At 41.1% G+C, this 14270-nt stretch carries 11 protein-coding genes and 1 tRNA gene; 1 reads left to right on the top strand and 11 read right to left on the bottom strand.

Annotated features, from left to right (window positions below; translation table 11 throughout):
- Positions 1-8 precede the first annotated feature (8 nt).
- The 7 genes from BLV00_RS02800 to BLV00_RS02770 form a co-directional block, all read right to left on the bottom strand.
- Positions 9-920, bottom strand: a complete 912-nt coding sequence (locus BLV00_RS02800; protein WP_093042193.1) for a two-component system regulatory protein YycI — start codon at positions 918-920, stop codon at positions 9-11.
- Positions 901-2238, bottom strand: coding sequence for a YycH family regulatory protein (locus BLV00_RS02795; protein ID WP_093042191.1), 1338 nt, complete (start codon positions 2236-2238; stop codon positions 901-903). The genes BLV00_RS02800 and BLV00_RS02795 overlap by 20 nt, the downstream gene beginning before the upstream one ends.
- Positions 2235-4067, bottom strand: a complete 1833-nt coding sequence (gene walK / locus BLV00_RS02790; protein WP_093042189.1) for a cell wall metabolism sensor histidine kinase WalK — start codon at positions 4065-4067, stop codon at positions 2235-2237. The genes BLV00_RS02795 and walK overlap by 4 nt, the downstream gene beginning before the upstream one ends.
- 6 nt (positions 4068-4073) lie before the next feature.
- Positions 4074-4778, bottom strand: a complete 705-nt coding sequence (gene yycF, locus BLV00_RS02785; RefSeq protein WP_093042187.1) for a response regulator YycF — start codon at positions 4776-4778, stop codon at positions 4074-4076.
- A gap of 153 nt (positions 4779-4931) precedes the next feature.
- On the bottom strand, positions 4932-6377 hold the full coding sequence (locus BLV00_RS02780; protein ID WP_093042185.1) for a peptidoglycan DD-metalloendopeptidase family protein: 1446 nt from the start codon (positions 6375-6377) through the stop codon (positions 4932-4934).
- Positions 6378-6693: 316 nt separating this feature from the next.
- Positions 6694-6766: transfer RNA gene (locus tag BLV00_RS02775), tRNA-Phe, on the bottom strand.
- Positions 6767-7256: 490 nt separating this feature from the next.
- Positions 7257-8549, bottom strand: coding sequence for an adenylosuccinate synthase (locus BLV00_RS02770; RefSeq protein WP_093042183.1), 1293 nt, complete (start codon positions 8547-8549; stop codon positions 7257-7259).
- Positions 8550-8887: 338 nt separating this feature from the next.
- On the opposite strand from BLV00_RS02770, the gene BLV00_RS02765 reads away from it, so the two are divergent.
- Positions 8888-9427: a GNAT family N-acetyltransferase gene (locus BLV00_RS02765; RefSeq protein WP_093042181.1), complete on the top strand. Its 540-nt coding sequence runs from the start codon at positions 8888-8890 to the stop codon at positions 9425-9427.
- A gap of 37 nt (positions 9428-9464) precedes the next feature.
- Here BLV00_RS02765 and dnaB read toward each other — a convergent pair whose 3' ends face one another.
- The 4 genes from dnaB to BLV00_RS02745 are packed head-to-tail and all read right to left on the bottom strand — an operon-like array spanning position 9465 to position 14257.
- Positions 9465-10823, bottom strand: coding sequence for a replicative DNA helicase (gene dnaB / locus BLV00_RS02760; RefSeq protein WP_093042179.1), 1359 nt, complete (start codon positions 10821-10823; stop codon positions 9465-9467).
- A 36-nt stretch (positions 10824-10859) separates the two neighbouring features.
- Positions 10860-11306 carry a 50S ribosomal protein L9 gene (gene rplI, locus BLV00_RS02755; protein WP_028784454.1) on the bottom strand — a complete coding sequence of 149 codons (447 nt, stop codon included), beginning with the start codon at positions 11304-11306 and terminating at the stop codon, positions 10860-10862.
- Positions 11303-13279, bottom strand: coding sequence for a DHH family phosphoesterase (locus BLV00_RS02750; protein ID WP_093042177.1), 1977 nt, complete (start codon positions 13277-13279; stop codon positions 11303-11305). The genes rplI and BLV00_RS02750 overlap by 4 nt, the downstream gene beginning before the upstream one ends.
- Positions 13280-13312: 33 nt before the next feature.
- The gene (locus BLV00_RS02745; RefSeq protein ID WP_245728766.1) at positions 13313-14257 is read right to left on the bottom strand and encodes a YybS family protein; all 945 of its coding nucleotides are present in this window, start codon (positions 14255-14257) and stop codon (positions 13313-13315) included.
- Positions 14258-14270: the final 13 nt, after the last annotated feature.

Here is a 14270-nt window from a genome sequence, read left to right as displayed (position 1 = left end):
CATCTATATTATTCATTATTATCCGGCTCTTGTGCTGATTCGGAATCCGGCTCTTGAACGCTCTCTGCTTGATTATCATCCTGAGGGCTCACAATCCCTGCAGTTTCCAGTGCCTTCGTGATAAATTCATTTTCATTTACTTCCAGAATTCTTCCTTCTGTGGTTGCTGTTACAAAATGAATGTCCTTATTATTGACTGTAATCTTCCATGTCGGAGCGAACACTTGTATACCATTGGAATCACCCTGGATTTGAGAATGGTAGCCTACTACCATGTCAGTAATTTTATCTTCCGAGGTTATCTCTCCATTATCATATAACTGATATACGGCTTGAATAGGCTGAAGTAATTCGGATTTCTCACTTTCTTTTTCAATATCCCCAAGCCTGGTTTGATAATATCCAGTGATCTCCCCTTCTTCAACTAAAAACATCAGTAAGCCGCTTTCATTGAAATAAATCGTGCTATTGTTGTTTTTTTGAAAGAATAAAATAACCTGATGCTCGTCATTTTTACCCCAATAAGAATATTGGTCATCATAGAGGACAAAATCCTCTACCTTATCCATAATTTCTTCGCCCTCATCCTCAGCCTCAACTGGAATTGGTTCCTCAAATTTTACGTAAAGCGAATTCTTGTTATACAGGCTAGGATCAATACCTTCCATAGCATCAAGAGCGTTCAAATCTTCTTCAGAGAAATCCGCTCTCCTGCCATTAATGAAAGCCATAGGGGGTTGTTCTTCAGGTATATCAGAGGTATCGATATTTTCAAGGTTTAATTGTTCTGCAGCAGAAGTGTTCTCATCCAGTTGTTCAAGCTCGGCATCATCGGTTTTAGTTAAAAACTGCTGCAGCAAAAAAAGATCCAGGATCAGAAAGCATAGGATAAATAATGTTTTAATTTGACCCCATTGCATCCTGATCCGCTCCTTTCGATAATTGGACTGCGTCTAACTTTTCGTTGATATTTTCCCATTTCCCATTATGCTTGACATACCACGCTGGCATCAATGTATAAAAAACGTTCTGTTTTCCTGGGTTAGAAGGAATAAAACGGTAACCGATGGAGATATCCTGTATCGTATTTTGGTTGATAGAGGTAGTGTTTTCTAATACGTCTATCACTCTTTCACCCGACTCCAGTACAATCTCTCTCTCTTCATCCGCGTATACATCGACAATATCAATCAAGGGGCGTTTATATCTATATAACTCTTCCTGTCGATACTGGACAGTGATCTCTGATAAGCGGCTTGGCGAAAGGACAGGGATTCCATCGTAAATCATGCGATATGAAACCTGATAATCGGTTACATCGAAAAGATGATATTTATCTGTCCATCCTTTATGGTTGTTAACCATTGCCAAACTTTCTGTAATAAGTTCATAGTCATCCAAAATTGCACCTTTTCCAAATAACGCTTTTTCCAATTTCATACTATTTCCATCTTCCGCTATTCTCATCTCACTGTCATAATCGGAAAAGCTGGTTGTATCATCACTTCGTTTACTTTTTTTCACACGGGAGACATCATCAAAAAGGGCATTTGTTAAAGGTTCTACTTTTACAGGGTCAACGGAAATATAATGATCGGTCATCGTCACTTCGTTTTTCGGTATAAAGATACGCGTATTTTTATTTTCATATTTAATAAGTTCTTGTTTATTTTCTAAGGATCGATGGTGGGAGATTAAATCGGCAAATGCATCTGTAGCCTGTATTTGTGCACGAACAACATTTTCTCCATCCCTGGAGATAAACCGTACTTCGGTAATCGATTCTGTGCTTTCATCCAGAACAAATAACATATGTTTAAAATTACCAGCTGGTAAACCTATTTCCTGCTCCTCTTCACTCACTGTAAAAATACTTGAAAGGGTACTGATTGGTAAACCTGTCGGAAATACTACTTCTGACATGACCTGTCCTTCTGGAAAACCACTTTCGACAGGCTGAAAATTATAAAGTGTCCAGTTTTGCATTTTTTGATAGAAGAGCGCTTCATCCTTGGGATCTTTAAAGCCATAATCGCCCCCAATATTATGAAAGACGATATTACTCGGCTGTACTACATCGGTCATCTTCTGTTCCAGTCCACCGACATCCGTGTTTACCCCCAAATCATCTTCCACCCTGTCATGACTAGGCTGGTAGTTCCATAAAGCTACCGTCAAAAACAAACTGAGCATAATTAAAATAAACAATATGATAGATTTTAAGGTTTCAAAATTCATGCGCTACCCCTCCGCTTCTTTTTCACAAGCGGCAATGTAAAGTGGACGGTGGTCCCTTTGTTTTCCTTGCTCTCTGCCCAGATTTGACCATGGTGTGCTTCTATCATTTCCCGGGCAATAGCAAGGCCTAGACCTGTGCCTCCGAGTTTCCGCGTTCTAGCTTTATCGACACGATAGAAGCGATCAAAAATCTTATCCACTTTTTCAGCAGGAATCCCCATACCTTCATCCGAAACACTTATCTGAAGTTTATTATAGAATTTTTGGGTTTTGAAACGGATGGTTCCTCCCTCCGGAGAATACTTAATGGCATTGGAGATGATATTATCCATGACCTGCGTGATCTTATCTTTATCCATCCATACATATATCGTTTCCTTAGGAAGGTTTCTTTCAAAAGTGATGCCTTCCTCTTTGTTCATCTCGAAGCGGTCGATGATGTGATGGTAAAACTCAGTAAATTCCACACGGTCTTTGAACAACTCATGACCCTTGCTGTCCATTTTGGATAATTGCAACAAATCATTGACCAGACGAATCATTCGCTCTGTTTCATTTTGAGTTACTTCCAAAAACCTTGGTGCAATCTCTTTATCCGTCCAGGCTCCATCCGTCAACGCTTCTAAATAACTTCTCATCGTAGTCAAAGGCGTACGCAATTCATGGGAAACATTCGAAACAAATTCCCTGCGTTCCCGCTCGACTTTTTCCTGCTCCGTTACATCACTGATTACTGAAATGAATCCATTCATATTCTGTCGTTCATCTAACACATAAGAAAAGTTAGCCTTCAACACCATATACTGTTCGTCGGTGCTCATGTCGACCAGCATCGAACCGGTGTCCTGTACTTCTGAGATATCGGAAATCTGATCGTTAAGATCTAATACGTCAAACAAAGACTGGCCTTGTACATCCTCAAAACTTTGGCCGATCAGGTTCGATGCGGGTTTGTTCATCAAAGTGATAGCTCCGAGACGATCGGTTGCTATCACACCATCCGACATATTAGACAATACGGAACTAAGCTTCCTTCGCTCACCTTCTGTGGTGGCTTGAGCAAGCTGGATCTTATCACTTAAATCATTGAAGGTGACTGCTAATTGACCAATCTCATCGGAACCATACACATTTACTTTTTGAGAAAAGTCACCAGCAGCCATTTTTTTGGCTTGTTTTCTCATTTCTGTGATAGGACGTGTTATCGTCCTGGCGACTAGAATCCCAAGCAGTGCAGTAATGGTCAGGGAAATCAATGTCCCTTTAGCAAATATCCCATTGATTTCACTCATCTGCGTATATATCTCATTCATCCTGGCTCTGAGGTAAATGGCTCCGACGGTTTCATCATCTACGGTAATCGGGAAAGTCCGCACAAAGATTCGGTCATTGTCTTCATCAACAAAGATTTTATCCTTTGGATCACCTAACAATAGGGTACTTTGTACTAGGGAATCACGGGTTTTCTGCCCAACATTATCCTGCTGATCATATTGTTGTCCGTAGGTAGCTAAAATACGGCTGTTTTTATCCACTACAAACAGCTCCTGAATATCACTACTGTCAAAATCACCCAGTATCCCCTGGACTTCTTCTTCTAATGAAACTTCATCATCCGTCCGATCTTTCTCATTCTCAAAAGCCTGGGTAAGACTGTAAGTAAGCCATTGAACCCGATCATTAATCGAGTTTTTGAAGTTTTGTTCTAAATTATTTTCCAAATTCTGTGCGAAATAAGCACCAATCACTTGTATTCCTAACAAAAGGAGTAGAATATAAACAAGGATAAGCTTTAATCGCACAGATTGAAAAAAACCGACTTTATTCATTAAAAACTACTCCTGCTCTGGATTACGTAAATAATAACCTACCCCGCGACGTGTGACGATCCAAGTAGGATTACTTGGGCTCTCCTCAATTTTTTCTCTTAGTCTTCTTACTGTTACGTCTACGGTACGGACATCACCATAGTAATCGTAACCCCAAACTGTCTCCAGCAAATGCTCTCTGGTCATTACCTGTCCAATATGTCTCGCCAGATAATGAAGCAGCTCGAATTCACGATGGGTCAACTCTATGTAGTCCCCATCGCGTGTTACTGTATAGGCGTCCGGGTGAATGACCAGACGGCCAATTTTGATATCTTTCGATTGAGTGGCTGTGTCTTCAGGCTCCTGGAAGCGACGTCGCAAATTCGCTTTGACCCTCGCGATCAGTTCACGGTTATTGAACGGCTTGGTCACATAATCATCAGCACCCAGTTCAAGTCCTAAAACTTTATCGATCTCTGAGTCTTTGGCCGTCAGCATGATAATTGGCATGTTATGTTTCTTCCGGACTTCCCGGCAAACTTCATTACCATCTTTATTGGGAAGCATGATATCAAGCAAAATCAAATCAGGATTTTCTTGATCAGCCAATTCGATCGCTTCATCGCCATCATAAGCACATACTACGGTATAGCCTTCTTTTTCTAAATTGAATTTCAAAATGTCAGCAATTGGTTTTTCATCATCTACAACTAATATTTTTTGACTCATCCATTACACATCCCTTTTCCATCCGAGTTTGTTTTACTTTAGTTTATTTTAACTCATTTTAAATGAAATGTCTTTTTAAGCCAAAGGCTTACTCTTACAATAACATAGCCGCGCTGCAAATACTTGCGCGCGGCTATCATTTCAACATATGTTTTATTTGGATACATAACTTAAAGGATTTACCGGTGAACCATTTTTATGCACTTCAAAGTGCAAGTGGACTCCCGTAGATTGCCCTGTGGTACCCATCACTCCGATTTTGTCCCCAGCAGCTACTTTTTGTCCTTTGCTGACACTAATCGAACTCAAGTGAGAATAAGTGGTCACAAACCCATTTTTATGATCTATTTTCACTTGGTTCCCATAGCCTCCACTATTGAACTGAGCATAGGTGACAACACCGCCGTCTGCTGCTTTGATGGTTCTGTCGCTTACACCGGCAATATCGATACCGTTATGAGGTTTACCCCAACGCTGGCCCATCTTACTGGTGATCGTACCGCCGACAGCAGGCCAGGAGAATGTACCGTCACCTGTAGCAGGCTTCTCTTTGGTGCCTTTTAAGATAATTTCTTTGACCGGTTCTTTTACCGTTTCTTCCTTAAGCTTTTTGGTTTCCGTTGTTTCTCCATTTACTTTTGTTATGGAATAATGGATTTCTTTTTTTCCATCCTCGCCTTTTTGTTCTATTTTTGTCTCGCCTTCATATAAGTCGTCTGTACGTTTCGTTTCCGTATCATGGGCGATCGATGCTTCCTTAATTTCTTCTTCTTTTACGATGACTTCCAAATAAGGACGCTGCTCTGCTACTTTTAATGTTTCATCGGCTTCCAGATCGTTGGAATTATCAATATTGTGGTTAAGCTGCATGAACTTTTCTTCGGTCAAATCATATTCACTCGCTATTTCACTTATAGTGTCTCCCTTTTCTACGGTATGCTCTTTTTTGACTTCTTTACCAGATTTCAAAAGTTCCACTGCTTCATCCACGGTAGAAACTTTTTCAGGATCCACTTTATCTTTGGAATGAGTAACTTCTTTCGACAAGGAAACTTCTACTACAGCAGGGTCTCCTTTTTTTACATCCACATTTTTTTCATGTTTCATGTTTGACTCTGCTTCTTTAAGGGTAGATTCATCCATGTATTCCATTTTGAATTGATGAACCGTCTCTTCAGCCTTCTCTTTAGAAGGAAGGTATGCGACGACTTCACCATCTACTTCTACGGTGAAAACTTCTGCTTGAATCTCCAATTCGTTATTGATGTCATCAGTTACTTGATCATTATTATGGGATGGTTCAAAGAGTTTCTCTGCAATATAATTTACTTCACTAGAAGTTGTAAGTGTCATATCTTCATACTTTTCTTGTGCTTTTTCGATATGATCTTCAATCTCACTTTCTACCATTTGCTTATCATCAACAGCACCTATGTATTCATCTCCTACATAAACATGATAGATTGTGGAGAGTTCACCCTCAGCTTGCACAGAAGGGTTTCCCGAAAGCACTATACTGAACAAAAATGCAACAATTAACTTTCCCCAAAAACTTGAATGGCTTGACCTCCGCTTTTTGTTAAAACCTTTTCCCTTCACTACGTAAATCCTCCTAAGCTTTTCCAAGTCAATTATTCTATCTATCTCTCTAAATTGCTTAATAATTTTGTCACTTCATTAATCTATCATAGTGTAGAAGGGTGTCGAAACAGGAAACCTGTATTTGTAATACACTTATAATATACATGGTAGATAACGGTAACATTGGCAACATTAGCTTGATTTTAACGTTAGTGAGAATGTTGATATATCAAGGTTCAAGCGGGTAATTGTCGGAATATTTTTCATTTTTATTACAGTTTATTTTCAACCCGCAAAAAAGAGGCCTGAACATGTTCAGACCTCTTTTTCGCAGTGGCTTGGGACGGAATCGAACCGCCGACACACGGATTTTCAGTCCGTTGCTCTACCGACTGAGCTACCAAGCCTTAATGTTAATAGGTTATTTAATTTTGCTAGTGTTCGTGTAACTATGTTCGTTCTACAACTCGTTTAAACGCATTGTGGCTACATAGGTATTGCTGTACTCCTCGCAAAGCCTACGGTGATGTTTTTCATAAGATGTTTACGACAAGTGTGATCGTCGTACAATTATGTAATTTCATCGCAGTTTTCATTTGTTTTCGACAACGTGGTTAATCGTATCACAAGTATAATCATGATAGCAATAGTTTTTAATATAATTCCCTTTAATTTAGTAAAAAGCGGTATAACCCCTTGTTATCTTTGCGCTGAGCCCACTGCTAATATAACAAGGAATAGAATTACTATACCAACGCCTAATAAAACACTAACGATACTCACCTAACCACTCCCTTCTTTTTTAGAAAAGTTTCTCATAACTTCTATAGTTTAACATAAATTATCTAACAAAAAAGAGAGCTGACATTACATTCAACTCTCTTTAGTGTAGAAGCTTTAATCTGCGCTATATACACTGCGCACGACATTTGTCTGGGATCGATCTGGGCCGACAGAGAAAATCGATAACGGGATACCAGTCAACTGAGAAATACGTTCCACATAATGGCGGGCGTTGGCTGGAAGCTCATGGAGACTTTTCACTCCTGTGATGTCCTCTGTCCAGCCTGGCATTTCTTCATAGACAGGCTCACATTCCGCCAGTACTTTCAAGCTTGCCGGGAATTCTTCTATAGTCTCACCTTTGTAGCGGTAGGCTGTACAGATTTTCAACGTTTCAATCCCTGTCAAGACATCGATTGAATTCAAAGATAAATCAGTAAGCCCGCTAACGCGGCGGGCATGGCGTACTACCACACTATCAAACCAGCCCACTCTTCGTGGTCGGCCAGTTGTTGTGCCATATTCACGACCTACTTCACGTATCTGTTCGCCAATTTCATCTTCAAGCTCAGTAGGAAACGGTCCATCACCGACACGGGTTGTATATGCTTTTGAAACACCGACGACATGCTTGATCTTAGTAGGGCCGACACCTGAACCGATTGTCACCCCACCCGCAATCGGGTTAGAAGAAGTAACAAACGGATAGGTACCCTGGTCGATATCGAGCATTACCCCTTGAGCCCCTTCAAACAAAACGCGGCGACCTTCATCAAGATTATCATTCAGTACTTTGGAAGTATCGCAGACATACTGCTTAATCTGCTGACCATACTCGTAATACTCTTCCAGGATATCTTCTACATTGATTCCCTCTGTTTCATACAACTTCTCAAAATGACGATTCTTTTCTTCCAGGTTCAGCGCAAGCTTTTCATGAAAAGCATCCTTATCCATTAAATCTGCGATACGAATGCCGACACGGGCCGCTTTATCCATATAAGCAGGGCCTATTCCTTTTTTGGTTGTTCCTATTTTATTGGCGCCTTTTTCTTCTTCCTGTAATTCATCTAACTTCAGATGATAGGGAAGAATCACGTGAGCACGATTACTGATTCGCAGGTTACTCGTTGATACACCTTTATCGTGTAAGTATTCCAGTTCAGTTATCAGTGCTTTTGGATCAATGACCATTCCATTTCCTAACACACAAACTTTATCTTCAAAGAAAATTCCAGATGGGATCAGATGTAATTTATACGTCACACCATCAAACTTAATCGTATGACCTGCATTATTACCGCCTTGATAACGAGCAACTACTTCGGCGTTTTGTGATAAAAAGTCCGTAATTTTACCTTTTCCTTCATCTCCCCATTGGGTTCCTACTACAACTACTGAAGACATAAGGCACCTCCGCCATTCTTTAATTTATTGTTATATTTTCTATAGACACTCGTAAGTTTACCAATAGTATAGGGATTCGTCAATGCAATAACCGAACATTAAATATATATCAAAAGTATTTGTTCGTGATTTTACTTAAACATCGTGGCACCTTTCGACATTAGCCCGCTGTGTAATGGTCATCCAGTCCAGATATTTATTGGTCGATCGCAGTATTTATTGGCTAAATGTAGGATTTATTGACTTTTTTCACTCGATATTGACTAAATCGTAAATATATTGGCCACTGGATTATTATGGTAAACTATTGAAAAGGTACAACTAAGGGGGAGGAAGAAATGAAGTTCAGAAATGCCACTCCTGATGATTCAGAAAGCATCGCCCATGTTCAGGTTTCCACCTGGAGATCGACATATAAAAAGATAGTCCCTGACACATTCCTTGAAAACTTGTCCATCGAAGAACGGAAAAAAAGATGGACGAAAATGATAGAGGACCCGAATTACCTGATTTATGTAGCGGAAAATAAGAAAGATGGAATCGTAGGATTTATCAGCGGTGGAAAAGAACGAGAAGGCCATCCATTTTATACAGGGGAAGTTTACGCACTTTATATTCTGACTGCTTATCAACGTCAGGGAATAGGTAAAGCACTTCTCCTTCCACTGCTGCAAAAACTGCGTGCTAACGGCCATTCTTCGCTGTTGATTTGGGCTTTAAGGGATAACCCTTCCCGACCATTCTATAAAGCTATCGGAGGAATCCCAGTAGCAGAACAAACCCTTACCTTAGCAGGGGAGGACTTGAAAGAAATCGCTTATGGCTGGAATGACCTTTCTAAGCTTCTTTTCCACTTGCAACAAAAAGAAAAAGGGTAAGTCCAGCAGCTTTTTACAGCTTGGACTTACCCTTTTATCATGCTGGCGGTATATCGCTCTCCTGGTAACGGTGATCAAGGTCCACGAACTTGTTATATTGTTTTACAAATGCAAGTTCTACCGTACCGACCGGGCCGTTACGCTGCTTGGCAAGAATGATTTCGATGTTATTATTCTCTGATTCTTGTTCATAATAGTCTTCACGATATAAGAAACCGACGATATCGGCATCCTGCTCGATACTTCCTGATTCACGAAGGTCAGACATCATTGGCCGTTTGTCCTGACGTGATTCTACCCCACGGGAAAGCTGGGATAAGGCAATCAAGGGCACATTCAGTTCACGGGCTAGTCCTTTTAATGACCTGGAAATCTCGGAAACTTCCTGCTGCCTGTTTTCTTTGGAATTGGCACTTCCCTGAATCAACTGGAGATAGTCAATCAATATCATCCCAAGCCCATTCTCTTGTTTCAGACGCCGACATTTCGACCGGATATCACTGACCCGGATACCTGGTGTATCGTCAATGTATATACCTGCGTTAGACAAACTTCCCATCGCCATCGTCAGCTTACCCCAATCTTCCGCTTCAAGACTTCCGGTACGGAGCCGCTGGGCATCGATATTGCCTTCTGCACAAAGCATACGGGACACAAGCTGATCCGCGCCCATCTCAAGACTGAAAATTGCTACGTTTTCCTCTGTATTGATCGCAACATTTTGAGCGATATTCAACGCAAATGCCGTCTTACCCATAGAAGGACGGGCAGCGACGATGATTAAATCATTCCGCTGGAAACCGGAGGTGATTTTATCTAAATCACGGTAACCCGTAGGAATACCGGTCACACCTTCCGAGTTATTGTGGAGCTGTTCGATATTATCATAAACATCGATCAGTACATCCTTAATGTTCTTGAATGCTCCTGAGTTTTTCCGTTGGGAAACGTCAAGAATGTTCTTTTCAGCATCATTCAGGACACTATCGACATCTTCTTCATCAGAATAACCGGTAGTTACGATATCAGTCGCTGTTTTTATCAATCGCCTCAGGATCGCTTTTTCATCGACGATCCTGGCGTAGTATTCAATATTAGCAGCAGTTGGGACGGAGTTGGCCAAATCACTCAGATAAGAGACGCCGCCGACTTCCTCCAGCACTTTGGCATTGGAAAGGGCGGTTGTCACGGTAACAAGGTCAATTGGTTCCCCTCTGTCCGATAAAGTTAACATCACTTCAAAAATACGCTGGTGGCTTGCCCGGTAAAAGTCATCCGGCAAAAGCTTCTCTGACGCAGTCGACATAGCTTCAGGCTCTAAAAAGATCGCACCGAGGACCGCCTGCTCGGCTTCGACGTTATGAGGCGGGGTGCGATCATTCCATAATTCACTCACATGCTGTTCCTCCCTTTAGAAGAAAAAAGGATGGCATTATTGTTCTTCCACGTGCACCTTGATGGTGCCTGTAACTTCCGGATGGAGTTTTACAGGAACATTTGTATAACCAAGGGTGCGAATCGGATTATCTAATTCGATTTTACGTTTATCAATTTTTATTTTGTGGGTCTTCTTCAATTCATCAGCAATTTGCTTGCTTGTAATTGAACCGAATAGACGGCCGCCATCACCGGATTTAGCTGTCAATTTCACTTCCAGACCAGCTAATGTTTCCTTCAGCTTTTCTGCTTCTTCTAACTCTTGCTGTTCAAGTTGCTTCTCTTTATTTTTCTTTGCTTTTAATTCTTTCATGTTGCCAGGAGTCGCTTCTTTAGCCAGATTATTTTTCAACAGATAGTTACGTGCGTAACCATCAGAGACATTTTTCACTTCGCCTTTTTTACCTTTCCCTTTTACGTCTTCTGTAAAAATAACCTTCATTCTGGTGTTCCCCCTTCAAAATATTCATCAATGATATCTTGCAACAATGCCTTCGCATCGCTTATGGTGGTATCTTCGACTTGAGTCGCGGCATTTGTCAGGTGACCACCGCCGTTCATGCGTTCCATGACTACCTGCACGTTGACATCCCCAAGTGAGCGGGCACTGATTCCGATACGACCATCTTTTCGTTCCGATATGACAAAGGAAGCAACGACACCACTCATCGTCAGTAAGGTATCTGCCGCTTGCGCAATCAATACCGGACCATAAGACTCCCCTTCATTTCCAGTAGCGATGGCGATTCCATCTCTATAAATCGATGCTCGTTCAATCAATTGACTGCGCCGTACGTAGACATTCAAGTCTTCTTTCATGAACTTCTGTACCAGGACGGTATCCGCACCTTTGGAACGCAAATAGGAAGCAGCATCAAACGTACGGGATCCCGTACGTAAGGTAAAGCTCTTGGTGTCGACTATAATTCCTGATAGCAACGCGGTCGCTTCCAGCATCGAAAGCTTCAGTTTCTTCGGCTGGTACTCCAATAGTTCCGTCACTAATTCAGCAGTAGAGGAAGCATAAGGCTCCATATAGACAAGAGTTGGATCAGAAATGAACTCTTCGGCTCTGCGATGATGGTCGATCACTACCACGTGCTCTGTCTTACTCAAGAGCTTTTCTTCTGCTACCATTGAGGGTTTATGGGTGTCGACCACTACAAGCAGTGTCTCATTCGTAACTACATCCAGAGCATCTTCCCGTGAAATGAACTTCGCCCATAGCTCCTCATCATCTTTCACTTCTTCGATCATTTTATCGACACCTGTATCGATTTCATCTTCATCCATTACGATATGGCCTTCCTTATCATTCGCCTGGGCAATCTTTAAAATCCCGATTGCCGCACCGACAGCATCCATATCAGGCGCTTTATGCCCCATTATCAAAACGCGGTCGCTTTCCTTAACCAATTCTTTCAAGGCATGGGAAATGACCCTGGCACGTACTCGTGTACGCTTTTCCATCGGGTTTGTTTTACCGCCATAGAAACGTACTTTTCCCGTATCATCCTTGATAGCAACCTGGTCACCGCCTCGTCCCAAAGCAAGATCAAGACTTGACTGGGCCAATTCCCCTAACTCAGGTAAACTGACAGGGCCGACGCCAATTCCATAACTCAACGTCAACGGGACATTCTGATTGGATATCAATTCCCGCACTTCATCTAATATCTCAAACTTGGATTTTTCCAATTGATACAAAATCTCTTGGTTCATCACTGCTATAAAGCGTTCTTGCGACGTTCTCTTTAGATAAATGCCATATTCGTTCGACCACTTATTGAGAATGGAGGTAACCTGTGAGTTAAGATGACTTTTAGCAGTGTCATCCATACCCTGCGTAATTTCTTCATAGTTGTCCAGAAAGATGATGGATAACACCGTCTGTTCATTTTGATAAAGATGCTGGATCTCGGTCTGCTTCGTACGGTCGAATAAGTATAGCAGACGTTCATCTTTTTTGATAAAAACCTGAAACTCATAGTCTTTTATCGCGATCCATGCTTCCTTTTTATCCTCTTTGATACAAGTGATCAAGTCTTCTGATAAATCCTGGAGCGATTGACCCACCAATGTCTCTTCATCACCAGCAAAATCATTCATATAAGGGTTCGTCCATTCAACGCGATAATTCTCACTGAACAGAACGATCCCCAATGGCATCTCTAATAACGCTTCCTCCCCGACTTTTTTTACCCGGTAGGAAAGCGTGGTGATGTATTCCTCGGTTTCATTGATCATGTTCTGTTCTGCCCGGACTGTATAATAAATGGAAGCAGTCAGTAGCAGGGTCATCAATAAACCTAGTGACCATTGGTAATACCAAATAAAAGCAAGCAAAACAATGGACAGCGAATAAATGATCCAAAAGTGTCTGCTTATCTTTGGTTTTTTAACAAATTTCGTCATGAATGTCAGCTCCTACAATCAATATCCATGCATTCATTTATCTTCTTTCAAGCGATTACGCAACGAAAATCCTAAATCAATTATACCTAAGATTCTTACAAGATAAAGCAGAACTGTTGGTAAAAGTATGGTTAAAATAATAATAACAACAGGGATGGCTTTGGAAAGTTTCTTTACATGGGTGTAGTAGAAAATAAAAGCAAATCCCTGGAGGGCAATCAATAAGCCGGTGACAATAAAAATATTAATCGCTGCCAGATACACCATGCTTTCTGTATCTATATTGATCCATGTGAAAATCATACCAAAAAAATAGTACCATAATATCGAAGTCGGTAATTTAAAGTCTCTAAATTTAGCGAACTTCAGTTTTTTTTGTTCCATACGATTCAAAATTTTATAGCTCAACAACTGGCTGATGAACGCCAGCCCGAGTGCCATGATCGCAAACAGGCTTGGTATGATATCAGGGAATTGTTGCACTTGCTCTTGAAGTACCTGCATTTGCTCTTCTGTAGCTTCATTTTCACCGATAATGCTGTCCATCATTCCCTCTGTCATTGCAAAGGATTCATCCAGCATCGTGTTGATTTCATCAACCCAATTGACCCCAAATAACATTTGAGTCACCAGGAAGACAGATACTAAACCTAATAAAAACCCGACGGTCCCAACAGCCAGCGTTTCATATGCCGAACGTTTTTTATTAAGGGCTATACCGGTAAATAGTCCCCCTACTCCAGCCATAAGGGTAATTGGCAAGGAATAAATTGTTGCTACCAACAAAGAAAGTATAATAGCAGTTAACACCATGAAAACACCTGGTTTGAAACCATGACGATAGCTATATATAATAAAAGGAACAGGTAAAGCAAAGAATACCAATATTCCAACAAACGGGACAAAAACGTTTATCAATAACATTATCAGATAAACACCGGTCATTAAAGCCCCATCTGTAATTTGTTTGGACCCCATCATTTTCCATGAC

The sequence above is a fragment of the Thalassobacillus cyri genome (genome assembly GCF_900107755.1).
In the GTDB taxonomy this organism is placed as follows: domain Bacteria; phylum Bacillota; class Bacilli; order Bacillales; family Halobacillaceae; genus Thalassobacillus; species Thalassobacillus cyri.
This window is presented reverse-complemented; position numbering and strand designations above follow the sequence as displayed.

Bases quoted from the DNA above. Each gene is read 5' to 3' on its own strand.
- BLV00_RS02795 (WP_093042191.1), bottom strand. From the start codon at position 2,238: ATGAATTTTGAAACCTTAAAATCTATCATATTGTTTATTTTAATTATG.
- BLV00_RS02745 (WP_245728766.1), bottom strand. From the start codon at position 14,257: ATGGGGTCCAAACAAATTACAGATGGGGCTTTAATGACCGGTGTTTAT.
- walK (WP_093042189.1), bottom strand. From the start codon at position 4,067: ATGAATAAAGTCGGTTTTTTTCAATCTGTGCGATTAAAGCTTATCCTT.
- BLV00_RS02770 (WP_093042183.1), bottom strand. From the start codon at position 8,549: ATGTCTTCAGTAGTTGTAGTAGGAACCCAATGGGGAGATGAAGGAAAA.
- yycF (WP_093042187.1), bottom strand. From the start codon at position 4,778: ATGAGTCAAAAAATATTAGTTGTAGATGATGAAAAACCAATTGCTGAC.
- BLV00_RS02765 (WP_093042181.1), top strand. From the start codon at position 8,888: ATGAAGTTCAGAAATGCCACTCCTGATGATTCAGAAAGCATCGCCCAT.
- BLV00_RS02800 (WP_093042193.1), bottom strand. From the start codon at position 920: ATGCAATGGGGTCAAATTAAAACATTATTTATCCTATGCTTTCTGATC.
- BLV00_RS02750 (WP_093042177.1), bottom strand. From the start codon at position 13,279: ATGACGAAATTTGTTAAAAAACCAAAGATAAGCAGACACTTTTGGATC.
- rplI (WP_028784454.1), bottom strand. From the start codon at position 11,306: ATGAAGGTTATTTTTACAGAAGACGTAAAAGGGAAAGGTAAAAAAGGC.